The sequence below is a fragment of the Anaeromassilibacillus sp. Marseille-P3371 genome (genome assembly GCF_900169665.1).
Classification (GTDB): Bacteria; Bacillota; Clostridia; order Oscillospirales; family Acutalibacteraceae; genus Anaeromassilibacillus.
Window position 1 is genome coordinate 1,036,591 of record NZ_LT835157.1, and the last position, 25,710, is coordinate 1,062,300.

General features: G+C 43.8%; 26 protein-coding genes. 15 read left to right on the forward strand and 11 right to left on the reverse strand.

What is annotated here, in order from left to right; genetic code table 11:
* Positions 1–25: 25 nt before the first annotated feature.
* From B9Y59_RS03345 to B9Y59_RS16730, 4 genes are all read right to left on the reverse strand, one after another.
* Positions 26–232, reverse strand: coding sequence for a helix-turn-helix transcriptional regulator (locus B9Y59_RS03345; protein WP_085531786.1), 207 nt, complete (start codon positions 230–232; stop codon positions 26–28).
* Between the two features lie 713 nt (positions 233–945).
* Positions 946–1,257 carry a type II toxin-antitoxin system HicB family antitoxin gene (locus B9Y59_RS03355; RefSeq protein ID WP_242967225.1) on the reverse strand — a complete coding sequence of 104 codons (312 nt, stop codon included), beginning with the start codon at positions 1,255–1,257 and terminating at the stop codon, positions 946–948.
* A complete protein-coding gene (locus B9Y59_RS16125; protein WP_242967229.1) occupies positions 1,257–1,394 on the reverse strand; it encodes a type II toxin-antitoxin system HicB family antitoxin in 138 nt (45 codons plus the stop codon). Before B9Y59_RS16125 ends, B9Y59_RS03355 begins: the two co-directional genes overlap by 1 nt.
* Before the next feature lie 211 nt (positions 1,395–1,605).
* Positions 1,606–1,806: a type II toxin-antitoxin system HicB family antitoxin gene (locus tag B9Y59_RS16730; protein WP_143255359.1), complete on the reverse strand. Its 201-nt coding sequence runs from the start codon at positions 1,804–1,806 to the stop codon at positions 1,606–1,608.
* A gap of 413 nt (positions 1,807–2,219) precedes the next feature.
* Between B9Y59_RS16730 and B9Y59_RS03365 the strand changes: the two genes are divergently transcribed.
* The 5 genes from B9Y59_RS03365 (at position 2,220) to B9Y59_RS03390 (ending at position 5,193) form a co-directional block, all read left to right on the forward strand.
* Complete coding sequence (locus B9Y59_RS03365; RefSeq protein WP_054323853.1) at positions 2,220–2,432, forward strand: hypothetical protein; 213 nt, start codon at positions 2,220–2,222, stop codon at positions 2,430–2,432.
* A 9-nt stretch (positions 2,433–2,441) separates the two neighbouring features.
* Positions 2,442–2,780 (forward strand): helix-turn-helix domain-containing protein, encoded by a 339-nt coding sequence (locus B9Y59_RS03370; protein WP_085531791.1) that lies wholly within the window; start codon positions 2,442–2,444, stop codon positions 2,778–2,780.
* A 201-nt stretch (positions 2,781–2,981) separates the two neighbouring features.
* Positions 2,982–3,134, forward strand: coding sequence for a hypothetical protein (locus B9Y59_RS16130; RefSeq protein WP_242967231.1), 153 nt, complete (start codon positions 2,982–2,984; stop codon positions 3,132–3,134).
* Positions 3,135–3,323: 189 nt separating this feature from the next.
* Positions 3,324–4,286, forward strand: a complete 963-nt coding sequence (locus B9Y59_RS15980; RefSeq protein ID WP_198945590.1) for a hypothetical protein — start codon at positions 3,324–3,326, stop codon at positions 4,284–4,286.
* Between the two features lie 403 nt (positions 4,287–4,689).
* The gene (locus tag B9Y59_RS03390) at positions 4,690–5,193 is read left to right on the forward strand and encodes a Gp15 family bacteriophage protein (RefSeq protein WP_085531793.1); all 504 of its coding nucleotides are present in this window, start codon (positions 4,690–4,692) and stop codon (positions 5,191–5,193) included.
* 229 nt (positions 5,194–5,422) lie between these two features.
* Here the strand turns inward: B9Y59_RS03390 and B9Y59_RS03395 are convergent, their stop codons facing one another.
* Positions 5,423–5,713, reverse strand: a complete 291-nt coding sequence (locus B9Y59_RS03395; protein WP_085531795.1) for a zinc ribbon domain-containing protein — start codon at positions 5,711–5,713, stop codon at positions 5,423–5,425.
* Between the two features lie 1,473 nt (positions 5,714–7,186).
* Here B9Y59_RS03395 and B9Y59_RS03400 point away from each other — a divergent pair.
* From B9Y59_RS03400 to B9Y59_RS15640, 3 genes are all read left to right on the forward strand, one after another.
* Entirely contained in the window at positions 7,187–7,435 is a 249-nt protein-coding gene (locus tag B9Y59_RS03400; protein WP_054323846.1) for a type II toxin-antitoxin system Phd/YefM family antitoxin, read from the forward strand.
* A 2-nt stretch (positions 7,436–7,437) separates the two neighbouring features.
* Complete coding sequence (locus B9Y59_RS03405) at positions 7,438–7,698, forward strand: Txe/YoeB family addiction module toxin (protein ID WP_054323845.1); 261 nt, start codon at positions 7,438–7,440, stop codon at positions 7,696–7,698.
* 664 nt (positions 7,699–8,362) lie between these two features.
* Entirely contained in the window at positions 8,363–8,512 is a 150-nt protein-coding gene (locus B9Y59_RS15640; RefSeq protein WP_158088935.1) for a hypothetical protein, read from the forward strand.
* 17 nt (positions 8,513–8,529) lie between these two features.
* On the opposite strand, the gene B9Y59_RS03410 is transcribed toward B9Y59_RS15640, so the two are convergent.
* The 4 genes from B9Y59_RS03410 to B9Y59_RS03430 all read right to left on the reverse strand — a co-directional run bounded on the left by B9Y59_RS03410 (position 8,530) and on the right by B9Y59_RS03430 (position 12,338).
* Positions 8,530–8,817, reverse strand: coding sequence for a helix-turn-helix domain-containing protein (locus B9Y59_RS03410; RefSeq protein ID WP_082402161.1), 288 nt, complete (start codon positions 8,815–8,817; stop codon positions 8,530–8,532).
* A 17-nt stretch (positions 8,818–8,834) separates the two neighbouring features.
* Entirely contained in the window at positions 8,835–9,503 is a 669-nt protein-coding gene (locus B9Y59_RS03415; protein WP_085531797.1) for an RNA polymerase sigma factor, read from the reverse strand.
* Positions 9,504–10,071: 568 nt separating this feature from the next.
* Positions 10,072–10,881, reverse strand: coding sequence for a helix-turn-helix transcriptional regulator (locus B9Y59_RS03425; RefSeq protein WP_158088936.1), 810 nt, complete (start codon positions 10,879–10,881; stop codon positions 10,072–10,074).
* 59 nt (positions 10,882–10,940) lie between these two features.
* Entirely contained in the window at positions 10,941–12,338 is a 1,398-nt protein-coding gene (locus B9Y59_RS03430; protein ID WP_085531803.1) for a hypothetical protein, read from the reverse strand.
* 373 nt (positions 12,339–12,711) lie between these two features.
* Between B9Y59_RS03430 and B9Y59_RS03435 the strand changes: the two genes are divergently transcribed.
* Together B9Y59_RS03435 and clpB are read left to right on the forward strand one after the other, a co-directional pair.
* Positions 12,712–16,263: a glycoside hydrolase family 3 protein gene (locus B9Y59_RS03435; RefSeq protein WP_158088937.1), complete on the forward strand. Its 3,552-nt coding sequence runs from the start codon at positions 12,712–12,714 to the stop codon at positions 16,261–16,263.
* A 345-nt stretch (positions 16,264–16,608) separates the two neighbouring features.
* Positions 16,609–19,215, forward strand: a complete 2,607-nt coding sequence (gene clpB / locus B9Y59_RS03440; RefSeq protein WP_085531807.1) for an ATP-dependent chaperone ClpB — start codon at positions 16,609–16,611, stop codon at positions 19,213–19,215.
* Between the two features lie 477 nt (positions 19,216–19,692).
* Here the strand turns inward: clpB and B9Y59_RS03445 are convergent, their stop codons facing one another.
* Both B9Y59_RS03445 and B9Y59_RS03450 read right to left on the reverse strand, forming a co-directional pair.
* The gene (locus B9Y59_RS03445; protein ID WP_143255222.1) at positions 19,693–20,436 is read right to left on the reverse strand and encodes an IS3 family transposase; all 744 of its coding nucleotides are present in this window, start codon (positions 20,434–20,436) and stop codon (positions 19,693–19,695) included.
* Positions 20,437–20,485: 49 nt separating this feature from the next.
* Positions 20,486–20,716, reverse strand: a complete 231-nt coding sequence (locus B9Y59_RS03450; protein WP_198945591.1) for an imidazolonepropionase — start codon at positions 20,714–20,716, stop codon at positions 20,486–20,488.
* A gap of 362 nt (positions 20,717–21,078) precedes the next feature.
* Here B9Y59_RS03450 and B9Y59_RS03455 point away from each other — a divergent pair, with 362 nt between their 5' ends.
* From B9Y59_RS03455 to B9Y59_RS03475, 5 genes are all read left to right on the forward strand, one after another.
* Positions 21,079–22,227 (forward strand): 5-bromo-4-chloroindolyl phosphate hydrolysis family protein, encoded by a 1,149-nt coding sequence (locus B9Y59_RS03455; protein ID WP_158088938.1) that lies wholly within the window; start codon positions 21,079–21,081, stop codon positions 22,225–22,227.
* Between the two features lie 21 nt (positions 22,228–22,248).
* Positions 22,249–23,394: a toxic anion resistance protein gene (locus B9Y59_RS03460; RefSeq protein WP_054324775.1), complete on the forward strand. Its 1,146-nt coding sequence runs from the start codon at positions 22,249–22,251 to the stop codon at positions 23,392–23,394.
* 137 nt (positions 23,395–23,531) lie between these two features.
* Complete coding sequence (gene dinB / locus B9Y59_RS03465) at positions 23,532–24,749, forward strand: DNA polymerase IV (protein WP_054324776.1); 1,218 nt, start codon at positions 23,532–23,534, stop codon at positions 24,747–24,749.
* Between the two features lie 88 nt (positions 24,750–24,837).
* Positions 24,838–25,257 carry a PPC domain-containing DNA-binding protein gene (locus tag B9Y59_RS03470; protein ID WP_085531811.1) on the forward strand — a complete coding sequence of 140 codons (420 nt, stop codon included), beginning with the start codon at positions 24,838–24,840 and terminating at the stop codon, positions 25,255–25,257.
* 13 nt (positions 25,258–25,270) lie between these two features.
* A complete protein-coding gene (locus B9Y59_RS03475; RefSeq protein ID WP_085531813.1) occupies positions 25,271–25,570 on the forward strand; it encodes a Dabb family protein in 300 nt (99 codons plus the stop codon).
* Positions 25,571–25,710 lie beyond the last annotated feature (140 nt).

Here is a 25,710-nt window from a genome sequence, read left to right on the forward strand (position 1 = left end):
TCTAATGCATCATAATCCGAATCCCCTACTTCCGGTTCTGCCGGGGTGGGGGAGTTTTTTGTTGTGTAAAACTGAAGGCAATATCGACAGTAGTGCCGCACAGAGAGCAAAAAGCAAATAGAGTGTTTGCATCAGGCTGCGATTGCCCGGATTCCCAAGATGCGATAGTTTGCTGCTTTTTGCCAAGTTTTTCTGCAATTTGCTTTTGGGTAAGCCCCGAATTTATGCGCATGGATTTGGTAATACTTGCGCTCTCTTCTCTTGTCACGTTATCATCTTTTGGCTTTTAGAGTATGCTGCCGTTATCAAAAAGTCAATGCAAAAACGGAGGAAATCAGTAAATACATACTGAATATATCGATATTAATATATAGAAAGATCGAAAAATAAGCAAAAAACAATAAAAATATTTTATATTTGAGATAATATTCATTCAAAAATAAACAAAATTAAAATCAAAAAGAATGTGGTGGCTCAAGAGACGAACTTAACTCTACAACAATTATATGACATAACGAGTAAAAGAAGAAAACTCGATGCGAATGAAATGTTTAGAGCCCGCGAAGTACTTGGCATTATTCCAAATCATTTATTAGTTTGTACGGTGATAGGAGAGACAAAAACAGCATAAAAAGGCCGCCCCAAGGCGGAGGAGGAAGCCAAAGTAGGAAGGAGATGATAACGATGGAGTTTCTGAAGTGAATGATCATTTCAGACGGAACTCGTGTGGCTGCTCTTTTGGATGGGTTTTTGACGGTGAAATTAGAAGGATTTATTTTAAGAAAAAAGAGACCTCTGATCCGACACTCTCAATTGAGGGAATCGCCACAGAGGTTTTTAAGGCTAATGGTGCTATGGAATTTGAGCGGATATGGATTTCGTTTTTACAGAACGAACTGGGCAAAAAATGACAACCATTCTTTCATAGTATCGGAGGTTTTGTTTTCAATTAAAGGAACTAAAGCAGACGTTTAGGCTTTTTGTTGTTACTGATAAATGGTGGTTAGAGAATTCTGAAGCACCTGCGAAAAATTGATATGGTTCTTTTCTGCAAAAATATTGAGCCATGCGAGATTTGTAAGATTTTTTCGAACCGCTTTTTATCATATTTTCCGTGTAGGCATCCATGTCCAAAACGAGAATGTTGACGAAATCACCGGGTTTAGAACGGAGGCTCTCTATTGGGCTTACTTTGGGTACGTCTTTGCCATCTTCCAGTCCACCGAGAACCCATCCGGAAACTGCATCCGTAGCCATTAGAATAGATCTGCCAGAGAATCCCCTTCGCTCACGCATACGGGAAGGTCTGAGACTTCCACTGTATAACCACCTTTGTTCTGCTTGTAGGGACAGAAATAAGCTGGATAGATTAAATTCATTACGTAAGAACTCACTTTAATGCTCCTGCGTAATTCCCAAAGCGTTTTTCAGAGCAGCCTGCAAGGTTTGGGAAAAGTTGATCCCTTCGCGCTCTGCCTGTGCATTTAGCCAGAACGGAATAGACATGTTTTTTCGTACAATGCGATTATCCGTTTCTGCTCGGTATTTGATTGTATCTACATCAATCCAAGCACGTACATTCACATCTGATTCTATGGGAATATTCTATGGAGCGCATGCAGAGGGGATTTCTACGTGCTGATCTTCCAGGACACACAGGCAGCCTGCCATCACGTTGCATACCATGCTCACCGCTTCGTCTAGAGTAACTCCACCTGTGATACATCCAGGAATATCTGGGACGGAGGTAATATATCCACCGTCCCCATGAGGACTAAAAACTGCTGTATATAAACAACGTACGATAAAGCCTCCTTAAACATTTTTGACAAGCAAGGGGCTTATCGAAGCCCCACCTGTCTTAATAACTTTTTTGCTGCTGTATTGTCAATTTCTATATGACGTTTAACTGGAATAGTGATTTTGGTAGCTGGGTTGAAATATATATCATGGTTTCCACTATACATTACTAGCTAAAGCTCCCGGCTTTTAAAGTGTTGATTACCTTCCAACGTTCCATCTTCGTTCTCCCTTTCTTTCTTTATTTACATTATTACACATAAATCCAAATGACGTTACACAAAAATACGCATATAAAGAAAAGGGAAAAATTATACATATCGACAAACGCTTCAGCATAATAAAAACCGGCCAACGGCGGCGAAAACCGGGCATAGGACAATCCACGAATCCCATACCCATTCTAGGAGGTGATTCATATGGCATATGCCCGCGGAGATACAGGAACACCCATTGTGCGAGTCTACTACATAGACGCAACGCCGGAGCTGGTGGCGCGAACGCGAGAGAACTTCGAGCGGGCGTTGTCGAAACTGGAAAGTGAACGATTAGGGGCGGAAGTAGAGATAAAGGTTGAGTGGCCCACTTATGCCACACGCAAGGAGAATACAAATCGAAGAAGATTAACATGAGACACATTGATGGACGAATTTTCGCAAGCCGTAGAGCAGGAGGATGAGTTTTTTTTTCGAAAACGGGATCGCTTATTGGTGGCGGTATCTGAAAATATCGCTGGGGCAATCAACCCCGTGAAAGAGGCTTCAGCGCCTATTTTGATCTGTATCATATGCCGGTATGCGGATCAGCTCGGTAAGGTGTACCCAAGTGCAGAAGAAGTGGCCAAAGAGTTTCAAAACGTCTTGGGAACCGCGTCTTTTGTGATTTCAATGGAAGGAGGAAAGCCGAATGCTGGAATGGATGATGGCACACCCATAGATGACGCTGATTCTGATGTTGGCGACGCTGGCCGTATTGGATGATGATCGTACGGACGATAGCAGCAAAGGCACATCACAGATGGAGCGATCGACCGCCAGAAATTTTAAAAGGAAGAAAACCGGAATGATACTGATAAAAAAGAAAGCCGCCGCCAGAAGGGGCACTTCTGACAGCGGCAAAGGGATAATTCTTCACGCGCTTAGTGTACCGCAGAGAGAGGAAAATGTCAAGGAGGTAAAGGTGTGAGACCGTGCATTTACCCGTTGGGTGACCGGAATATCGTAGGAACCCGTGTAGCAGACCTTCGAAAAGCAGCCGGTTGGAAACAGATGGAATTTATGGCAATGCTACAGCTTCGTGGAATGAAATCTCTGCAACCGACCTTTCGAAGTTAGAGGGGCAGAGCCGTAGGGTAACGGATCAGGAGCTTTCCATCATTGCAGCGGCGTTACATACAACGCCGAATACTCTCTTGAAATAGGAGAGGGGGAAAGGAAAGTGAAACGGTAGGAATTGCAGGAAATCATAAATAGCGCAGTTGAGAAAGCGCTCAAGGCCTGCGATGAAGATAATCCCGTTGCGGCATGGTCACTGTTTATTTCTGCACTGGATTACGCTGGTCGTCGGATCATTGGGGACCGATTGGAGGAACAAAGGTTGAAGAAGTGAACACCAAGGAATGGCGAGAAGAACCAAAACCCATAAAAGGCTATTACATAGACCCGGATTCCGTAGAGAACGGCGTTTCCCCTATCAATTTTATCGGATGCTTCAAATTCAACCGGCTGTCCAGAAAGGAAGAGACAAGAAGATTGCAGCACGATCCACAGCAGGTCCGCCGCGTATGGCAAAACACAGTGAATAATGCACGGGGCATGTGTTTGAAGAGGAAATCAAGATGGCATGTAGACATTACAAGGCACAGCGGCGCGCAAAGATTGATAAATTTCCGGAGCCGTTTCGTGTGGTGCAGAAGAATGGTGAGGGAATGTTCACTAGGAGGTTCACCGCCGCTGCGGCACCGGACTATCAAGTTTGGGGCCAAATATACGGCCACAGACCGGATGAACTGGAACGTCCTGACACAAGAGCAGATGGCTACGCTTAAAGATCACGCTGGAATGGGTGCGGCTACCGCGGTATGCGTTGGAATAAAAGAGCACTTTTTCTTCCTGCCGTGGGACGTCTGGCGCGATTATGAAAGCAATTTATGGACGAAAATATGTGACTGGTGGAGATTTACACCCGTGTCGTGTGAAATCCAATGGGATGGTGTTATTCCTAGATTATATGTGGGAGGATGTGAAGCGATGAGCGAGGAGAGAGGCCTTTTGACAAGCCAGGAGAAAAAAGCATATTTAGAGCACTACAAAGAAGCGGATAGAGAGATTGACCGTTTGTGCGAGGAGTTGTCACGATGGCGGGCGTTGGCAACCAAAGTAACGCTTGTTTTATCTCAAGAGCCCACAGGAGGCCGAGAAAGAGAGAATCAAATAGAATTAAGCTTTTGTAAAAATTATCGCCTTAGAAGGGCAAATAAACACTAAAATTAACGAGATATTGAAAACCAAACAGCGGGTGGAAGAAGCGATTCAAACGGTTCAGGACGGAACTCTGAAAGAAGTATTAGACAGGCGCATACTCGGAGAAACGTGGAAACAAATAACCGTGCACATGAAACTACACCTATCAATGGACTTGTTCCCTTCACGGAAAGGCATTGAAAGAGTTGATCGTAATTGATACTTAAAGTGTGATATAGTTAAACTATTGAGAGTGAGTACAAGGATGAGTTCACGTTCTTTTCTGAAAGGTACTTCCTTTTGTAACCAATCTACTTGCCGTATTACAACCTATCATTGAGGATAGCATTCGTCAACATCAGTCCGATGCTAACGCAAAAGTGGCAACTGCTGTAAAGATCAACCGAGAGCAGCGCCGCGCAAAGAAATGGCCGGGTGGGATTTACCGGAATTTGTGGAGATTGGCGGTAAGACGTATCAAATCAATGCGGATTACCGGGATATTCTTGATAGTATTACCTGTCTGAGCAATCAGGAAGAGAGTGAACAAACGTGCCTATACGTCGCAATGGCGCTTTTCTATGAAGAGTTTGCGGATATGCCGCGAAAGGATTATCAAAAGGCTATTTTTTGGATGATGCGCTTTATCAATTGTGGTGAAGAAGAGACGGACACCCGCCCGCGGCCAAAACTTCTTGATTGGGAACAGGATCACAACATGATTGTGGCGGATGTAAATAAGGTGGCGGGGCGTGAAGTACGCGCCCTGCCCTTTTGTCACTGGTGGACATTTATCGCGTGGTCCGACGCTATAGAAGAAGGACAACTTTCTACGGCGGTTTTCATTCACGATAAGCTTCGTCAGGGAAAACTTGAAAAATGGGAACAGAAATTTTACCGGGATCACAAGCAACAAGTGGACTTGAAATAGCAATACATAGTGGAGAAATTGGCCGAGCAGGAACGATTGAAGAAGTTATTGGAAGAATAAAAACCGCGCCCCTATAGGAAGGGCGCGGAGACTATTTATACTTTCCATCGATGTCCACAAGATTGACAAATAGCATATGTTTTGGTCTTGCTACCCTTGCGAGTCAAAAGAGGTATTAAAATAATTAATCCTAATGTACAGCAAGCTAAAACAATCCATACGATGGACATTAAACAACCACGCTTTTTTGTTCAGCGACAGCTTGTACAGTTACATTATTACTGCGGCATCGTGGACAGATTATTTTTTTTGCCTCGTTTTGCACTTGCAAATTTAGTTGAGCTTGTTGTATACGCAATTGTTCACGTTGTATATCTAATTGCTGCTGAATTTGATTGGATGATATGTTGTTATTAATTGGTGTTGCAATATTAGCAGTTTGCGATGTTGTGATAGCAGCTCCACAGTTCAAACAAAATTTTCCGTTTTCTGTTTCCGCCCCACATTTTGGACACTTCATAAATCTCCCTCCCCGATAGTTCACTATTTGTTCATATTATAATGCTTTTCGGAAAATTCTGCAAGAGAAAAAGAAAATTTTCCTAATCCTCTTGACTTTTAAACATACATAATACATCATTTAAGTACGGACAAAATAGAGGGAGTTGAAAATATCCCCGAGAACAGGAAGACTAACAGTTGATCTTAAACGATCACGTATGGAAATCCGAATTTCTGATAATAACCAAAGTAAAATGGATACTCTTGCAAGGTTTTCGGATTGACAAAAGCGGAGGTAATTAAGCAAGGCATTGATTTGATGTATGCAAAAGCACAAAAAATAGCAATAACGCCGTACGACCAAGCATAAACGTTATTACTATTAACCAGAGGTTACCCATCTGATGAATCCATTATATCAGATAGTGTAATCTCTTGCTATACTATCCGGAATCTGTCAGAATCAACGCTAGTGCTCGATAGTGGAGAGGCGGCACAGATGATAGGGAAAACTCATGGGCATTTATTGCGTGACATGGATTCCTATAGGGCGATTTTCACTGAATCCAATTTTGGATTCAGTGACTTTTTTCAAGAGAGCACCTATAAAGATTCTACCGGACGTATGTTGTCATATAACCAAGTCACTAAAAAACCTGTGAGCTGATCGCCCACAAGTTCACAGATAAAAAAGGAATTTTATTCACAGAGGCATATATTAACTGGTTCTATGAAATGGAAGAAATCTTGAAGGATTCTATACCCGTTCAAGTCATGTATTACAACGATCAGCCAATCTTACCGAAAGATGATTTTCTGCGACTACTCCCACCAGACAAGCGTCAGAGAAGATGGTTATATCCCCCTGCCTATTTAGGATTTTAATGGGATAGGGTTAAACCTGAAAGCGGAATTTGAACAAAAATATAGACAGTATTATGATGATGAAACGTTCATGTATGTATAACCATAGTGGTGTAGAAATCGCATTGTGGCTGTATGGTGTGGAGTCAAAACTCTGCACATAGATCATGGCATTAGTATAGCCACAAAAAGGATTGAAATGTGCGAAGTCCAAGCAAACATATTTAACTGACGGAATACGCGGAGAAATCGATGTCGCGATTGGTAATATCGCGCTGAATATCCATATGTGGAAGGAGGGGAAAGGCAGATAATCAGTAGTATTGCATAAGTGTAGCACCATAGAATTGTTACTATTTGCTGTCTTGCTCTTTACAGGCAAGTGGATTGAAATCCCTGCGGCGTTTTCCGCCCAAAACTCACATGCGTCTTGCTCTTTACGGGTAGGTGGGTTGAAATTGCAATTTTCCAAGGATGTCAGACGCATAGTTTGCATCTTTCTTTCTACGGGCAAATAGGTTGAAATAAATGTATGGGATAGGAGAGACAAGAACAAATAGAAATCTCTTGTTTTTTTAGTATATGTACGCTATAATGTACATATACTGGCAAAAAGGAGGAGTTTGTTATGACCAATACAAACATTACCAATTTGCGAAAGAACCTGTTTGAATATATCGACCAAGCGATCACTTATAATGATGTAATCAATGTAAATACCAGAAAAGGGAACGCCGTCATTATGAGCGAAGAGGAATATAATAGCTTAATGGCTACATTACAGATTACATCGGTTCCTGGCTTGACAAAGGCAATTTTATCAGAGGCAGAACAGCCGCTTGATGAAATGGTGAATGCCGATGATCTGGAGTGGTAAATATGTATGTAGTAAAGTTGTCAAAACGCGCGCAAAAAGATTTACAAAAACTGAAACAGAGTGGACTATCCAAGAAAGCACAGTCCCTGGTCGGTGTGATGAAAAAGAATCCATGGCAGAATCCCCCTCCATATGAAAAACTGGTGGGCGATTTAAATGGATTTTATTCTCGCCGAATCAATGCACAACACCGACTGGTGTATAAAGTGTATGAAGAAGAACAAGTAGTAGCAATCTACAGCATGTGGACACATTACGAATAACGAGATAATGAACCGCACTCCATCAGGGGGCGGTTTTCTTATGCACATTTTTAGTTCAGAGGTGACGGGTTGACAGACAGAAAAGTAATTATTGACACAGAATTAGACAACAGCGGTTTTAAAAAGGGGTTATCTGAGCTTAAAGGCGAATGATAGGTTGCCATATCCAGTATCAGTAATACAGTTGCCGTAGCGTTCAGCGTGGGGACCGTTGTTAATTTTGGTAGGGAATCTGTAAAAGTTACATCTGACCTGTCCAGTGCTATGTTGGGACTACAAAGGACTATGGATAGGCAAGGCTACAGCTTTTCACAGACACAGTCGTTTATTGAGAATTACATAAAAGATGGCTTCGTATCCATGCAAGATACAGCAACTTTTGGCTAGCAAGCATCTTTAACGATGGAATAGGCAATTTCGTCGGCGACGGAGCGCCTTAAGAATGAAAATTCTATTCTTGCAGACAATGCGAGCGTAACGAAAAACGTTTCCGTCATGTGGAAGGAACATGTGTAGTCTATTGGCGACGGAATCGTATTTATTAGCATACACCAGCGAGGAGGTAGATACTACCATAGAGGGATGACAGACCGCGCAGACGCAGGCAGACGTAATTGCCGCAGACATTGTAGAAGGGAAAGGGGTAATTACCAAAGACGGGTTTGTGACAGGGACCCTGCAGGCAGGTGCGGCAGTCCCCATTGTTACAACAGCGGAAACCGGAAGGGCGTTTACGGCTACGATAGACGACATCACAGAACGAACTATTGGCATGTTGATTAAAAATTATCCCGCACCGCTTACAACATTGTAGCCGGGCAGCAGGCGCAATTATAACGTATCTGAAGTCTGACTTAATAAGTCCTGCCTATAACGTTCAATGTCTACCCCTAAGAAAAAGACAAGACGCAGAAAGATTTCAGAACCGGGGGCAATTTCTCCTTTTTCGATCTTTTGGTATTCACGCAGAGAGATGGATACGGCATCTGCAACTTGCTGTTGTGTCAGTTTTAGCTTGTCTGTACGAATGTGATAAATGTCGCTTGCAAAGTGTGTTTTAAATGACATGAATATTCCTCCTTTAAAAGAAGAATATTCAAATAAATTTTTAAAATCCATAAATCTTCCTCAACTTGTCAAAAGATATTAGAAGATTTAGGCGAAATATGTAAATTATTAGATTCGTACAGTCTTAGTTTTTGGCGTGCACGATATTTTATTTTACGTATATTTTCTGGAGTGGTTTGTAATAGCTGTGCAATTTGTTTCGTAGAGTAACCATAAACATAGTAATTTATCACCCTTCGATATTTGTTAGGGAGTCTTTTTAGTTTTTGTTCTATGGTGTCAACTTCAATGTAGGTTTCTTGAGTAAATATGCTGTAAGCTAAAATGTTGTCAAGGTCAAAAGTAGAATCTATCCTTTTTTTCTTCATCTGAAGACGCCGAATATATTTTCGAGATATGCGGCGAACAGAACTATATACAACGTTTGATAAGTATTCTTGATCGGATTTCTTCGCGGATGAAAAGATGTCGATACTATTTTCAATGATCCAGTTGAAGGCTTCCATCACAACGTCGTCCGCATCGTAGGGGTCCTTTAGTTGGGTGAGGACCCAACGTTTCGCCGGATTGTAATATGTGGTGTATAGATTGATGAAATCATCTGTAAATAAATTGATATTTATAGAATGAATAGTGTTATTCACTACAACTGTCATAGATGCGCATGGCGTCGATACATACCGCTTCTTTGAAATTCCCGCTTGGCTCCTGCGGCGTGGAATTGCAATTGTTCTCATCCATAGTAAAATCCTCCTTACATCTGAAAAGTCGGGAAAAGAACCCGGCGCGCGGCGTTTCAGACGCACGCACAACCTTGTTTCTCCCTAACAGTTTATGGCAGGCGATTCTTTTTGCTACTGGAATATTTCAAAAGAAACAGAAGGGGAGCGAACCGCGGTTTGTTTTGCGAGGAGACTTTTACCAGGTTTCAAGAAGAAGAGAAATCGGATAGATGGAGAAAAAGAGACACAACTTTAAAATAATGTTTATACTTATAATAGAGGAATCGAAGAAAAAAGACACTTATAGACGAAACACTGTGTACAATAAAACTGTGCAGCCATCTGAAAGATGGCTGCACAGTTTTATTGTAAGAGGATTCTATTCATTGTCTCTTGGTCTAAACTTAAAAAGCACACTGGTTGTAGTGGTAGAGGAATGAATCATCTCTCTCCATTTTATTTCTAGAAGTGTTTATTTTTTGAGAGAACTTTTCTATAGAAATAAATTTTGAGGTTTTATAGGTTCTTCTCCATGCTGGGGATGGACAACCTCGGTATGGATATAATTCATCTCGGATTCTTTTTAAATTCTTTTTTGCCCTACTGGCGGGTTCTGACGATACCAACTTGGTGTGATTCCTTCATAGCGCTTGAAAGCCCGCGTCATTGTCACCGCATTGGTGTACCCTACCATTTCTGCGATGTCGCCAATATTATATTTGGTTTGAAGGATCAAATCTTTTGCCTTTTTAATACGATAGCGGTGGAGGTAATCTAAAAAATTGATGTGCAGTTCCCGCTTGAAAAGGTTGGAAAGCCAGGGAAGGCTGATGTGAAATTGTTCAGCAATTGCTCCTGCCGAAAGATTTGGGTCCTGATAATTCTCCTGTATATACTGCGTGATTTGGTGAATTTTGCGTTTTTTTAGAGGATCATCTTCTTCAGCTTTTTGTATTGCATGCAATGCATCACAAAGCTCTTCGCAGAGATCGTCTAAGTTCTGCCCTTTTTTAGGGGTAATGTCCTTTCGTTTCGAGAGAGATGATGATTCATCTCGTTCACAAAGGTATAGGCGAACCGTATCGAACAGGTAATGTAATCGCCTTTGGATGGAGGGAGCAGCATCAGGAGTACCAGCAGATAAAGTCTGGAAAATATGCCGTATACAGGAAATCGCTTCCTGGTCGTTTTCAGCTTGAAGGCAGTTTTCCAACTTACGCATGTTGTTCAAAAAGACACTGGAGGAATCATACTCAGACAAACGATGAGAAGATTGAAATTGTCGGACAGTTCCTGCCTCACCAATCAAGAGGTTGTATTCCCAAGTTTCAGAGGCCTCCCGATAGGCGTCGAAGAACTCTGCATGGGATATATGTATCTCGCTTAGTACCATTGAGAGAGGTACATCCAGAGAAGAGTGAATGTGTTTCTGGAGCTTGCGTAAAACCAATTCTATAGAAGACTCACTTCCCAAGGGGGGCATACTGGACCGATCAGAAGTCCCCGATATTCTGTTAAATAACAGGAATAATCGGATTCTGCCAAAAAATTGGATAAGATTTCTTGCAATGTATCCAAAGAAGGGAAACTCTTAGAAGAGTCCAACACCTCGGAAAGTTCCGGTTGAGCCATCAATATGACAAAAGGCGATGTCAGTGTAAAACCTACATGAGAGAACGCACTCTCTACTTCGTCGGAGAAAGAAAGTTCTCCCTGTAGCAACCGAAGGAGCAGACTATCTGCGAGCAGATGATTTTGCTGGTTCAACTGCTGCTCGTAATTTTGTGTCTGTTGATACAATTTTTGGACTGCGGTAGAAACCACTTGGAACTCATGCGGGTCGTTTTTGTCGATGTCCTGTACAGGAAGATCATGTACCAATTTCCCAATGGGCCGGTAAAAGCGAGAAGCAAATAAGTACGAAAAGATTCCACCTGCAACGAGCCAACTAAAAAGAGCAAACAGAACAACATTGAGAATCATCTGCAATTGGCCGTCTTGAATCGTATTGGGGATGAGAACAATTTGCTCGACGCTACCCTCGGCGAACGGGGTGTGAAACAGAAAATAAGGAGATTCACTCACATCGATGGTCTTGGAGTCTGCCATACTAGAAATCTGTGTAAACGACAGATATCCATCGAGAGGATTTTGCTCTTTTGTAGAAGAAATAAAACGATCATCGCTGGTGAGAAGGATGGCCTGTGAATTAGGCGGAAGGTAGAAATTTTGGAGTGTATTTTGCAGATTGAAGTCTGTAATTCCAGCCAACAGAACAACGTTTGGATAGATTTCTTTGGAGAGCATCAGTCGTCCAAAGGACATTTGATCGGTTTTTAAACAAAAGGCACGCGTTTGTGTTCCAGCAGTAATAAGATATTGCCATTGCTCCTCGGTCAGGCCAAAATCACCGGTCATCTCACCGCTGAGATATGGATCATTGCTGTAGCTTCCGAGCCCCATCGTATGGTTGCTTTTCTGGAAATATAAGCAGGCTACATTTCCGGCTCCTGACATAGTAGAGTGATAGACAGAATCGAAGTGATTCCAAAATTGTTTTGCTTCCTGAGCCTCTATGGGAAACGTATCGGCACAGGAGAGTTGTCCAATTTCTGGAATATCTGCAATGAGATCTGCAATCTGATAGTAACCTGCAACCATGGAAGGGGCGGACTGCAATACTTTGTTGGCCATTTCTGCATAGGAAGTTTCTGTTGCCTGATTGTTTTGGTTCATAAAATGTAGAGTCAATCCCACTGTCAATACGGCGAATAAAAATACTACGACAAAAAAGGCACCCATCAACTTATAAAAGCTAATTCCTCGATAAGATAATGGTTTTTGACTCATGATGTTCCCTCTCCCTATTTACGGTTTTATTGTATAAGTATAACACAAATTTACCTATTTTGGAAAATATAATAGAAATAATGCCCTTCCTTCATCGATCACTTTTTATCTATTTTTGAATCTGTATAGGCGTTTTTTAAAGTAAATCGTTATTAAATAGTAGTATTATACCTATTTTAAATAAATACATTTTTTAATTACATGGATAAAATACTAAAAAATAGAATAGAAAAAGAAAAAATGCTCCTTGTCCTGGTTTGCTGTGGAGATGTATGCTCAGGACAGCAAAACACGGAAATCCAAAACAAATGTATGTGCACACATTTTTGTAATTTTGGATGAAAAACAGTATGGAAAAGAGGTACAAAATACGATGAAATCCAATAAAGAGAAAAGACAGAAATCATTGCGTAGAGTAGGTTCCTTTTTACTGGCTGCAATGCTGATGTTCTCTTCCACAGCAACCGCATTTGCCTTTGACAAAGACACCGTTTTGCAAGAATCTACAAAAATTTTTACAAAACAGACTACCAAACAATTGACTGACGAAGGGATGGTCCTGCTGGAAAATGAGCAAAAGGATGCAGAAACAGGAGAAGGAAGTGGGGTACCAGTACTACCCTTGAGCAAAGGGAGTGTAGTCTCTGTATTTGGCGTTGGACAGAACAAATGGAGCACAGGTAGCTTTTATGATGGTTTGGACGAAAATTTCATCGATATCATGGAAGGCTTGGAAGCGTCAGAAGATTTGGAAATAAATGAAGATCTTCGCAACTGGTATAACGATGTGACAAAAGATGAAGCTATTCCAGAAGAAATCCTACAACAAGCAGTTGAACATTCCGATGTGGCGTTGATTGTATTCTATCGAAAAAATGGAGAAGGCTCTGAAGGAAAAGCTACCCAGGGCGGTTACTATTTGACAGACGATGAGCTGGCGATGGTCGATTCTGTGAATCAGACGTTTGACAAAACAATTGTTGTGTTTAACACGGGATATACTGTGGATATGCAGTGGGTAAAAGATAAGCACATTGACGCTTCTATCTGGGCAGGGCTGCCGGGCAATGAAGGCGGCAATGCGCTCGCAGATATCTTGACGGGTGCTGTCAACCCATCTGGTAAATTGGTGGATACTTATGCCAAAAGTTGGGAGGATTATCCGTCCTCTTCCCATTGGGCGGACTCCGATGGTACGGACGAGGAAGGGAATCCTATTGTCTACTATACAGACGATATTTATGTGGGGTACCGCTATTTTGAGACGTTTGATGTACCGGTTACATATGAATTCGGCTATGGCCTGTCTTATACGGATTTTACCTGGAGTGATTACAAGCTCTCTAGCGACGGCAGCGGAACAATGACGGCCACAGTTCAAGTAGAAAATACGGGAGATGTTGCCGGAAAGGACGTTGTTGAGCTGTACTTTTCCTATCCAACAGACAACGACAGTATGGATGGTGTGGATGTACCTGCCATCCAATTACTTGGCTATGGAAAAACCGATCTGTTAGAGCCGGGAGAGTCTCAGGAGGTCAGCATTTCCTTTGATTATAGCGACTTGGCCCTGTACAATGAGACTGCTTCTGCATACTATTTATATGCAGGTGTGTATCGAATCAAGTTCGGTCATTCCGTCCGCGACATAACAGGGGAAAAGACCTTTATTTGTAATGCCACACAGGCCACGGAAAATGTCGGACATTATATGGTTCCGCAGGAACCGATCGATGTATTGGAAGGGACCGGCGCTGAGGAAACTTTTGAGGCGGAATTCGGAAATGTAGAAAGAAGATTTGATGAAGATGCGGATTCGACCAATGCGGATGCACTTTGCACGGAGGAGACAGCCGTGCCCGTCGATGCAGAGTCCATGGAGGAGAATACGAAAGGCTACTCTTTAAATGAAGTGGCTTCTGGAAAGATATCCTTGGATACATTTGTAGACGACTTGACTCTGGTTGAATTGGCTGCCATGTGTTCCGGCTGTCCGGATGTTGAAAATTTTGGAAAACCCACCCTAAATGGCGAGCCTGTGATGGAGGTCAATACATTGACAGACCGCCAGGTCACAGGGCGTACGGCAGGGATAACGGAGCGCGATATTTATGGAATGACCATGGCGGACCGTCAGGAAACCATCGGGTATTATAATGAATCCTCTTGGGGAGACGGTGTGGGAAGCTGTGGGTTCCAGGTATATCCAAGTTCGACTGTGATTGCCTCCAGCTGGAATCAGGAGCTTGTAGAACAATATGGAGAGTCTATTGGCCGTGAATGCAAAGATGGCGGAATTGACTTTTTCCTTGCACCAAGTATGAATATTCACCGCAATCCCATGGGAGGCAGAAACAGTGAATACTTTTCAGAAGATCCGGTAATTTCCGGCTATTCTGGCGCGGCTGTGGTACGTGGTGTCCAATCCAATGGAATTGGCGCAACTTTGAAGCATTTTGCATGTAACAACCAGGAAACGAACCGCCAGCAGGTCAATGAGTTTGTTTCAGAGCGTGCATTGCGTGAAATCTATCTCAAGGGATATGAAATTGCCACAAAGGATGCAAAACCATGGGGAATTATGACTTCTTACAACAAGATCAACGGCGCGTATTCACCGGAAAACTATGATATGTTGCAAAAGATTGTACGCAACGAATGGGGATTTGACGGTGTATTTATGACGGACTGGGGACATACTGCGGACATCAATCGTTCTTTTGCGGCTGGCAATAATCTATGGATGGCCAGCATCAGTAATTTTGATGCATTTTATCAAGACATCCTGGATGGAATCCTTCCCTTAGATATTGTTAAACAGAATGTTAAAGAAACCCTAAATATTGTCTTACGATCCCAATACTATGCAGATATAGAACCTGAAGAACCCGAGGAACCGGAAGAGGAAGAAGTCGATAAGACTCTGCTCAACAAGGTGATCGACTACGCAGAAGAGCAACAACAGGCGGAAGACTATAATGATGTCATCGAGGATGTAAAAGCAGGTTTTGAAAAGGCGCTTCAAGAAGCAAAAGTAGTGCAGGCAGATCCAAAAGCCAGCGAAGAGGATGTGCTCAAGAGCTGGACTAATCTTGTTAAGTGGATTCATGCGTTAGGCATGCGGAGCGGGGATAAGACTCTATTGTTGCAGGTAATCACAGCAGCGGGTACCTATAACCTAGATAACTATGTGGACGCGGGAAAAGAGGAATTCCAAGAAGCACTCCAGGAGGCGCAGAAGGTCTATGAGGATGAGTTCGCCGGACAAGATACCGTCGATATAGCAACCGATCGATTAATGAATGCCATCTTGGAATTGCGTTTAAAGGCTAATAAATCCAATTTGGATGCGCTCCTAAAAAGTGCTAAAAAGATAGATCTTACCCAGTATACACGGTCAACAGCAAATGCTCTGCAGAAAGCTATACAAGAGGCAGAAGCGGTCATGGAAAACGACCAGTTGAGTGAAGACGATCAACCGATTGTGAAAGCGGTTGAAGAGGAGCTTAAACAGGCTATGGACAATCTGGAACGCAAGAATTCTGGTCACTCAAATAGCTCTGGAAAGAATAGTTCCAGTTCATCTTCTACCGGAAACACCTATGGCTCGTCAGGAACCGTGGTTGTTGGGGCCTTGCAGACAGCGCTAGGACAGGCTGAGGTGGTTTCGGATACAACCGTAGATTTTACTTTGAAGAGAGGTGCTTCCTACTGCTTCAAGATGAACGTTGTAAATGGGAACAATAGAACTCCGAACTTTACGGTTGGAAACGGTGATGTGCTTAAGACCCAATTTGTGGCAAAGATTGGCAACGATTTCTATTTCCGTGTGTATGCGATCGGTATACCTGGCCAAAGTACAGGCGTCTATACTACGCTGCCTGGTCAAAACGCTCAAAAGCACTGTACAGTGACAATTGTTTGATCGAAAGCTGTGTGAAATTTAAACAGGAGGAAATTTACTCGAAACGATACAAACATTAGGGTATGAATATCTGACCATACGAAAGGAGACGGTCCATTTCAAGGAATGGATCGTCTCCTTTGCTTTCTTCAAAAATTTCTATTGCACTTTCGAATATCTGCAAAAGAATAGGGAATTCTTTCCCTATTCTATGTGCGTTCTGCTGGTTTACATAAAGTCCTTTGTTTGTTCATGATTTATTCATATATATAGAATATAATTTTAGCACACTCGTGATAAGAGTGCTAAAAAATTAATAGAAACCCGCATGAACACTGAATGTGTAACAGATAGGAGGGGTTGAACATGAACGCACAGAAATTTACCCAAAAGTCCTTGGAGGCCATCCAGGAAGCCCAAAACCTCGCCATAGAAAACAACAATATGCAAATTGAGGAAGAACACCTTGTAGCAGCTTTACTGCAACAGAGGGATGGTTTGATTCCACAACTGCTAAAAAAGATGAATGTGGACTGTGATGCTGTCCAACAGGCTGTGAAAGAAAAGATCTCCCGTATACCAGGTGTAACTGGTCCTGGCCGTGAAGCAGGGAAAATTTATGTTTCCACCGATGTGGATGCTGTTTTGACCGCTGCGGAAAAAGAAGCAGATCGTATGAAAGATGAATATGTTTCTGTCGAGCATATTTTACTTGCGATACTGAATCGGCCAAACAATGCGGTCAAGGATGTGTTTCAACGCTTTGGAGTCGAGAAAAATGCGTTTTTGGCGGCACTCTCGAGTGTCCGTGGAAATACCCGCGTGACCAGTGACACACCCGAAGAAACCTATGACGCGCTTTCCAAGTATGGGCAGGACTTGGTCGAGCTGGCAAAGAATCATAAGCTCGACCCGGTAATCGGACGCGACGATGAGATCCGGAATGTAGTCCGTATCCTATCCCGTAAAACCAAAAATAATCCCGTCTTGATTGGCGAACCGGGTGTGGGCAAGACTGCTATTGCTGAAGGCTTAGCCCTGCGAATTGTGCGTGGGGATGTGCCCAATAATTTAAAGGACCGCAAGATCTTTTCTTTGGACATGGGTGCTCTGATCGCTGGAGCAAAATTCCGCGGCGAATTTGAAGAACGCCTAAAAGCAGTTTTGAATGAGGTCAAGAAAAGCGAAGGAAAGATCATTCTTTTCATTGACGAGTTGCATACCATTGTGGGTGCCGGCAAGACCGAGGGCTCCATGGACGCAGGTAATTTACTGAAGCCAATGCTTGCACGTGGGGAGTTGCACTGTATTGGTGCGACGACTCTTAATGAATACCATCAATATATTGAAAAAGATCCAGCCTTGGAGCGTCGGTTCCAGCCAGTCATGGTCGATGAGCCGAGTGTGGAAGATACTATTTCCATTCTTCGTGGTTTGAAGGAACGTTATGAGGTATTCCATGGGGTTAAGATTCAAGATCAGGCATTGATTGCTGCTGCGACGCTTTCAAACCGCTATATTTCCGACCGGTTCCTTCCGGATAAGGCGATTGATTTGGTGGATGAAGCCTGTGCAATGGTCCGTACGGAAATCGACTCCATGCCGACGGAACTGGATGATATTTCCCGAAAGATCATGCAGCATGAAATCGAAGAAGCGGCTCTGAAAAAGGACACCGATCCACTCACGCAGGAACATCTAAAGGAAATTCAAAAGGAACTGGCAGATCTGCGTGCCCAATTTAAGGAAATGAAGGCAAAGTGGGAAAACGAAAAGCAGGCTATTGGGAAAGTGCAGAAGTTGCGTGAGGAAATTGAGCAGGTTAATGCGGAGATTGAAAAGGCAGAACGTATGTATGACTTGAACAAGGCTGCTGAATATAAATATGGAAAGCTGCCAGAGCTGCAAAAGCAGTTGGCAGAGGAGGAGCAGATCGCAGAACAGAGCCAATCTTCCGACACCAACCTGTTGCGTGACAAGGTTACAGAGGAGGAAATTGCTAAAATTGTGGGCCGCTGGACAGGGATTCCAGTCTCAAAATTGATGGAGAGCGAACGTGAGAAGTTACTCCATCTTGACGATATTTTGCATCGTCGTGTGGTTGGCCAGGATGAAGCGGTACAGAAGGTGACAGAGGCCATTCTGCGTTCCCGTGCAGGTATTCAAGACCCGAACCGGCCGATCGGTTCGTTCCTTTTCTTGGGGCCGACTGGTGTCGGGAAAACCGAATTGGCGAAAGCTTTGGCAGAAGCATTGTTTGACGACGAGCACAATATGATCCGCATCGATATGACGGAATATATGGAGAAATTTTCGGTGTCTCGTTTGATCGGAGCGCCTCCGGGATACGTTGGATACGAGGAAGGCGGCCAGCTGACGGAGGCAGTTCGCCGGAAGCCGTATTCAGTTGTCCTTTTTGATGAGGTAGAAAAAGCTCATCCAGATGTATTTAACATCCTATTACAAGTTTTGGATGATGGCCGTATTACCGATTCCCAGGGACGTACAGTGGATTTTAAGAATACGATTATTATTCTGACTTCGAATCTGGGGTCAAATGCCATATTGGAAGGCATCAATGCGGATGGCAAGATCAGCGATCAGGCGAAAGAACAAGTGAATGCGCTGTTGAAACAGCAGTTCCGCCCGGAGTTTTTGAACCGTTTGGATGAGATTGTCTTCTACAAGCCTTTGACGCGCGATGAAATCGGTCATATTGTAGATCTGCAAATTGCCGATTTGCAACGCCGTCTGACAGATAAGCAGTTGCGTGTGGAGTTGACACCTGCAGCAAAGACCTTTATTGTGGACAGCGGTTATGATCCAATTTATGGTGCACGTCCGTTAAAACGCTTTATTCAGAGCAAAGTAGAGACGCTGATTGCAAAAAAGATCCTTCAAGCGGATGTCAAACCGCGTGAAACGCTTCTTGTGGACTACGATGGGAATCAACTTGTTGTAAAAAATATGTAATTGGATAGGGTCATTAAAGGAAAGCCACTGTGCGATAAAAGCTTTGTCGCACAGTGGCTTTTATTTTTTCAACCTTGAAGTAGTCTGTTTTAGGACTGTGAGATATAATAAAATATCTAAAAACTTCTTGTATAAAGCGTGTATTGATTTTATAAAATCACCAATATATAATATAAAATAAGATATATAAGTAATTCAATTAATGAAAAGGGGACGAAAAATAAACGAAGGGTTCTACTCGCATGTGGGTTCTGATGGAGAGAAAAGAAAGGATGGTTTAATTGACCTGAACAGCCCCAGATTGTGCGGACAGTAGAAAAAGAGCCCTGGTAGGAAAATTGAGTTTTAAGTGGAGAGGCATCGTGCAAGTGGCGCCTCTCCAGTCTTTAACTGGATGCGCTCGTGGTTGTAAAAGTGGATATAGCGGCCAATCATCTCGTTGGCATCTGAAAAGCTGGCCGGTTTGCGGCGGTAAATTCATTCTGTTTTGAGGATAGAGAAGAAATTTTCCGCCATTGCGTTGTCATATGGGTTTCCGCGTCTTGACATAGATGGCGTAATGCCGTATGTTTGAGTTAGCTCAAAATATGCTTGTGAGGCGTACTGAGCACCCTGGTCGCTGTGGAGCTGCCACTCCGCAGCGACCTTCTTTTTCTGCTGATTCATGGCCAGACGAATGGTGTCCAGAACCAGATTCACGGTTTGTTCTGTTCCAGTCTTGTAAGCCACGATACTGTTGTCATAGAGATCCCGGATCATGGACAGGTATAGCACGCCCTGTTTGGTATGGATGTAAGAGATGTCTGTTACCCATTTGCTGTTAGGCTTGTCTGCATAAAAGTCCCTGTTTAGAAGATTCTTGTACTTGTGTACCTGCTGCCATTTCCTGCGTCGGCGGATTTCAGACAACAGGTCATACTTCTTCATGATCCGCAGCACTGTTTTGGGATTACAAAAAATATTCTGACGTTTCAGCCATAACCACATCCGCCGATAACCGTAGGTACGAAAGCTGCGTTCCCGCTGATGTGCGATGAGTTTCGCAAGAGCTGCATCCTTCTCCCACTTACCAAGGCGATGGACGAAGGCATAGTAGCCGATTCTGGATACTCCGAAGAATTTGCACATGACTGCCACAGGATACTCTGTTCTGTGACGATATATGACGTGATATTTTACTCTTGCCCTCACTTCCTTCCTGCGCAATGCAGAAAATCCCACAGCAACTGATTCTCCATGCGCAGCCGTTGAATCTCATAGGCCTGTTCAGCTACATGTCTCTTGGCGCGGCATCTTTCCTCGACCGTCCTTTGAGACGTGGAAAGATACCGGCTTCCAGCTTGCGTTCTTTTCTCCGTTCCCGTTCAAGTAGCCTTTTTACCACCTGCTTATCTTGAAAGCCATAATACTCCGCCACTTCCCGCTGGGTCTTTCCCTCTGCCAGCATAGCCCTGATCCCAGGTAACAGCGCCTGAACATGGGTGTAATTCCGTTTCTTCATGACAAGTCCCCCTGATGTAGTCTATTTTCCTACACCAGGGGGCTTTTGTCACTGTCCGTTTTTACTGGACCTGTTCACAATTTAGCGGTATCCTTTTAGAAAACAATCGTGTATATCGCTTTAAGTGTTGCGTAGAGAGCCTGTTCACATTACTGGCTTCCCGTCTAGGATTTCAGCTCTTTGCTGTTTCCCTGCCGTTTCGTTTGATTCGTAAAGAAGGGGACGATTTATCTAGGAACCTTTTCCAAAATGGTTATATGCGGCATGATTCCCACAGGAGAAATGTTGTTATTTTTTAGGGAATGCGATATAATGAAACCGGTTTTATTTTGGGGACATCCCCTGGTGTGGAGGAACACCGCATGATTGATAAAGATTTTTTTGATCATTTAGAGGAACAGATTCATCAAACGGTTCAGGATGCTTTGAATCTGAAAGAAACCGTTGTTCATACGGTGAGGGAAAATGTAAACGTTCAAAAAGGACCGGTACCGCCAACCAAATCGGTTCCCCAAAAACGGTATGCATATCCGGTCCGGCCAGTCCGTGTCATGAAGGACCAGATACGAATCCGTAAGGCCCCTTCCGGCTCAGTAGCAGGGATCATTATGGAGATTATCGGACTGGTTGGCGCAATTTCTACGGGGCTGGCGTTTATTCTTTTGGCACTGATTTCCGTATTATTTGGCATGCCTTGGACTGCTTTTGCAATTTCTAGTTTTGTTATTGTTCCGTTGTGCGTAGGCTTTTCGGCACTGGCAATCTGTGGAGTGCGCCAGGTGCGTCGAAAGAGGCGTTTTCAAAGATATCAGGCCCAGTTAAACGGCGGCACATTTTGTTCTTTAAAACTCCTGGCGTCGGCTGTAGACGAGTCAAAGTCCTTTGTTGTACACGATTTGCGTAAGATGATTCGGGATGGTTTGTTCCCGCAAGGGCATATTGATGAGCAAGAAACCTGTTTCATCGCGACGGATGAGACGTATCGCCAGTATTTACAGGCGCAGGAGAGCGCCCGTCGCCGGCAAGAAGAGGAGCAAAGAAGAAAAGTGTCCAGTCCCGACGGACCTACAGAGTTGGAAAAAGTGATTGCGGAAGGGCGTGATTATCTTTGGCAGATTCGCGAAGAGAATCACGCGATATTCGAAGACGTGTTTTCGCAAAAGCTATCCCGCTTAGATGCAGTATCCACGAAAATCTTTAACCATGTAGAGGCACATCCCAAAAAACTTCCAGGCATTCGCAAATTTATGCAGTATTATTTGCCTATTACCTTAAAATTGGTGAAAGCTTATCGGGAATTTGGAGAACAGTCCATCCAAGGAGAGAACATTACCCGGGTAAAGACGGAAATTCGCGATACATTGGATACGATCAATATTGCCTTTGAAAATCTTTTGGACAGCCTGTTCCAAGATGATGCACTGGATATTTCTACAGACATCTCTGTATTGGAGACGATGCTTGCACAGGAGGGGCTGACCGGGGATACGTTTCATCAGAAGAAACCGTAAATTCGATTGGAGGTACTTGTTATGGACGAGACTTTTCAGGAGCAGCCCATGTTGACCCTCGAGCCGTTTGCAGATGAACAGCCTGCTTCCATCGAGAAGGTACAGCCTGTGCAGACATCTACAGAAACGCCAATATTCGATGAGCGTAGCTTAACGCCGGAAGAACGCCGGATGGTGGACGATTTTGCGGCCAAAATTCAATTGAGCAATTCCAATATGATCTTGCAGTATGGTGCAGGCGCACAGAAAAAGATGGCAGACTTTTCAGAGGATGCGTTGAGCAACATTCGTACAAAAGACCTTGGCGCAGTAGGAGAGATGCTTTCCAGTGTTGTTACAGAATTAAAAAGCTTCGATGTAGAGGAAGAGGAGAAGGGATTCTTTGGTTTTTTCAAACGGAGCGCAAATAAAATGACAGCCTTGAAGGCTAAGTATGATAAAGTGGAGGCCAATGTCGAAAAGATTTGTGCGGTGTTGGAACGACATCAGGTGCAATTGCTCAAGGATGTTGCGATGATGGACAAGATGTATGAAATGAACAAGGTTTATTTCAAGGAATTGTCCATGTATATTTTGGCAGGCAAAAAGAAACTTACGCAGGTTCAGCAGGAAGAACTGCCTCTCCTGGTGGAGAAAGCAAAACAAACCGGCCTGCCGGAAGACGCCCAGGCAGCCAATGATCTTGCTTCTCTTTGTAACCGCTTTGATAAGAAGTTGCACGACTTGGAACTCACCCGAATGATATCCATCCAAATGGCGCCAGAGATTCGGTTGGTGCAGAGCAATGATACCCAGATGTCGGAGAAGATTCAGTCCACGTTGGTCAACACGATTCCGCTTTGGAAAAGTCAAATGGCGTTGGCGCTGGGAATTGCACATTCTCAACAGGCGGCGCAAGCACAGCGCGAGGTAACCGATATGACAAACGAGCTGCTTCGCCGGAATGCCGCGACACTCAAAATGGCGACGGTCGAAACGGCAAAAGAGACGGAACGTGGGATTGTGGATATGGCAACGCTGCGCGAAACCAACCAAAGTTTAATTTCTACATTGGACGAGGTCATGCAGATTCAGACGGAAGGCCGCCAAAAACGCCGTGAAGCGGAGATGGAGTTGAGCCGTTTGGAGGATGAACTCAAACAAAAGCTACTGGAAATACACGGTTAACCAAAGAGTAAAGCCGCTTCGGCATGGAAATGCCGGGCGGCTTTTTTAGAAAATATTGGTATTACAAAATGAATACTGGATTTTTAAAGGGGTGCGCTTTATAATTAGAATAGAACATTTGATTGGAGATGGAACGCATGGAGCGTACAGACCGTGTTATTCTACATTGCGATTGCAACGCTTTTTACGCTTCTGTTGAGTGTTTGTTGCATCCAGCATATCGGGATGTCCCGATGGCAGTATGCGGAGATCCCGAAAACCGCCGCGGGATTGTACTTGCCAAAAATGAGAAAGCCAAACGCTTTGGCGTTCAGACAGCGGAAACCATCTGGCAAGCGCGGCGGAAGTGTCCAGAGCTGGTGCTTGCTCCACCGCATAGGGATCAATATGCCAAGTATTCAAAACAGGTAAATGCCATTTATCAGCGTTATACTGATTTAGTGGAGCCTTTTGGAATTGACGAGAGTTGGCTCGATGTGACCGGCAGTCAAAAGCTATTTGGTACTGGAAAAGAGATTGCGGACCGGTTGCGTGAAGAGGTCAAACGAGAGACTGGCCTGACCATTTCAGTTGGGGTGTCCTTTAATAAAATTTTTGCCAAACTGGGAAGCGACTACAGAAAGCCTGATGCAACCACGGTGATTTCACGGGAGAACTATTCGGAACTGGTGTTTCCTCTCTCGGTGGATGCCCTGCTCTATGTAGGAAAGAGTGCGCGGGAGACTCTGCAAAAAATGCGTATTCGTACAATCGGGGACTTGGCCCATGCAAGCCGCAAGACTTTAGTAGCGAGCTTAGGGAAGGTGGGTGGAGAATTATACGATCATGCCAATGGTCTGGATACGAGTCCGGTAAAGAGCGTTTACGAACCGAAAGAGGTAAAATCGGTGGGCAATGGTCTAACATTTAAACGTAATTTGATCGGCTGGGATGACATCCGACTGGGTGTCACTGTTTTAGCCGATACAGTTGCCGCGCGTATGCGCCGTAGTGGCGTAAAATGTTATACAGTGCAACTTAATATTCGCAATCCAAGTTTCAAAACCATTTCCCGTCAAAAGCCTTTACACGTACCAACTTTTCTGGCAAAGGAACTAGCGGATACTGCGATGGAACTTCTAACGGAATCGTGGAATCCCAACGCGCCAATCCGCATGTTGACGCTCACCGGTACAAACCTAGTACCAGCAAAAGAGGCGCCAGGAGAGCAGATGAGTCTGTTTGAACATTCCAGGCAGAAAGAGCGGAAGAAGCAGGAGAAGTTGGAGACCACTTTGGATGCCATTCGTGCAAAATTTGGAAAAGATTCCGTATCCATCTGCGGCGTTCTGCAGAATGATATAGGGGCGGATTGACTTGCATTCCAGCCGATGTCTTGCTAAAATGAGGAAAAGCAAATTCTATACAGATACAGTTTTTGGACTGGAAAGGAAAAGCGATCCAATGAAATACAGTATTTTTGGAGATACATATGTTGTACGCCTGCAAAAAGGCGAAGAGGTACTCACATGTTTACAGGAGCTCTGCCGGAAGGAATCGATCTCTTTGGGAATTGTTTCGGCGATTGGAGCAGTTAACCATGTATCAGTGGGTGTCTATCGAGTGGAAGAACAAGAATATATTGCAAAGACCTTTGATGGGGTGATGGAATTGACATCCCTTCTGGGGAATATTACCGAAAAGAACGGGGAGCCTTACCTGCATTTGCACGCCACCTTTGGGAGGCTCGATGGCAAGGTGATTGGCGGCCACCTCACGGAAGCTGTGGTGAGTGCTACCTGTGAACTGTTTATCCGAAAAATCGATGGATATGTGGGGCGTAGGCTGGACCCGGAAACAGGGTTAAACATTTTTGATTTATAAGGAGGATCTACCGATGGTCAAGCATATTGTCATGTGGAAGCTCAAGGATGAAATCAAACAAGATGGTTCAGAAGCTTTGGTCGTTTCGCTGCAAGAACGTTTCAAAGCACTCCTGGGGGTTGTACCGGGGTTGACTGAAATTGAATTCGGCGCCAACTACAACGGTGGGGAATATGATATTGCGCTGTATTGCGCATTTCAGACAAGGGCGGATCAGGACGCATATCAATCGAATCCGGCGCATCTTGCAGTGGCGGAAACGGTGCGTGCATCTACTTGTGGCCGCGCCTGTGTTGACTACGAAATCGAATGATAAAACCGGAAAGCCCTTCCCCTTATGGGGATAGTTGCTTTCCGGTTTTCTTTTTGTGCAAAGTATGTTATGATGGAGAAAAATAGATCAATCTGGGCATGCTTTCTATAAAAACTGTGTCCAAATGTAAAGGAGGAATT

Bases quoted from the DNA above. Each gene is read 5' to 3' on its own strand.
- B9Y59_RS03345 (WP_085531786.1), bottom strand. From the start codon at position 232: ATGCGCATAAATTCGGGGCTTACCCAAAAGCAAATTGCAGAAAAACTT.
- B9Y59_RS03355 (WP_242967225.1), bottom strand. From the start codon at position 1,257: ATGGCTACGGATGCAGTTTCCGGATGGGTTCTCGGTGGACTGGAAGAT.
- B9Y59_RS03365 (WP_054323853.1), top strand. From the start codon at position 2,220: ATGGCATATGCCCGCGGAGATACAGGAACACCCATTGTGCGAGTCTAC.
- B9Y59_RS03370 (WP_085531791.1), top strand. From the start codon at position 2,442: ATGGACGAATTTTCGCAAGCCGTAGAGCAGGAGGATGAGTTTTTTTTT.
- B9Y59_RS15980 (WP_198945590.1), top strand. From the start codon at position 3,324: ATGGTCACTGTTTATTTCTGCACTGGATTACGCTGGTCGTCGGATCAT.
- B9Y59_RS03390 (WP_085531793.1), top strand. From the start codon at position 4,690: ATGGCCGGGTGGGATTTACCGGAATTTGTGGAGATTGGCGGTAAGACG.
- B9Y59_RS03395 (WP_085531795.1), bottom strand. From the start codon at position 5,713: ATGAAGTGTCCAAAATGTGGGGCGGAAACAGAAAACGGAAAATTTTGT.
- B9Y59_RS03400 (WP_054323846.1), top strand. From the start codon at position 7,187: ATGACCAATACAAACATTACCAATTTGCGAAAGAACCTGTTTGAATAT.
- B9Y59_RS03405 (WP_054323845.1), top strand. From the start codon at position 7,438: ATGTATGTAGTAAAGTTGTCAAAACGCGCGCAAAAAGATTTACAAAAA.
- B9Y59_RS03410 (WP_082402161.1), bottom strand. From the start codon at position 8,817: ATGGATTTTAAAAATTTATTTGAATATTCTTCTTTTAAAGGAGGAATA.
- B9Y59_RS03415 (WP_085531797.1), bottom strand. From the start codon at position 9,503: ATGAGAACAATTGCAATTCCACGCCGCAGGAGCCAAGCGGGAATTTCA.
- B9Y59_RS03425 (WP_158088936.1), bottom strand. From the start codon at position 10,881: ATGGTACTAAGCGAGATACATATATCCCATGCAGAGTTCTTCGACGCC.
- B9Y59_RS03430 (WP_085531803.1), bottom strand. From the start codon at position 12,338: ATGAGTCAAAAACCATTATCTTATCGAGGAATTAGCTTTTATAAGTTG.
- B9Y59_RS03435 (WP_158088937.1), top strand. From the start codon at position 12,712: ATGAAATCCAATAAAGAGAAAAGACAGAAATCATTGCGTAGAGTAGGT.
- clpB (WP_085531807.1), top strand. From the start codon at position 16,609: ATGAACGCACAGAAATTTACCCAAAAGTCCTTGGAGGCCATCCAGGAA.
- B9Y59_RS03450 (WP_198945591.1), bottom strand. From the start codon at position 20,716: ATGAAGAAACGGAATTACACCCATGTTCAGGCGCTGTTACCTGGGATC.
- B9Y59_RS03455 (WP_158088938.1), top strand. From the start codon at position 21,079: ATGATTGATAAAGATTTTTTTGATCATTTAGAGGAACAGATTCATCAA.
- B9Y59_RS03460 (WP_054324775.1), top strand. From the start codon at position 22,249: ATGGACGAGACTTTTCAGGAGCAGCCCATGTTGACCCTCGAGCCGTTT.
- dinB (WP_054324776.1), top strand. From the start codon at position 23,532: ATGGAGCGTACAGACCGTGTTATTCTACATTGCGATTGCAACGCTTTT.
- B9Y59_RS03470 (WP_085531811.1), top strand. From the start codon at position 24,838: ATGAAATACAGTATTTTTGGAGATACATATGTTGTACGCCTGCAAAAA.
- B9Y59_RS03475 (WP_085531813.1), top strand. From the start codon at position 25,271: ATGGTCAAGCATATTGTCATGTGGAAGCTCAAGGATGAAATCAAACAA.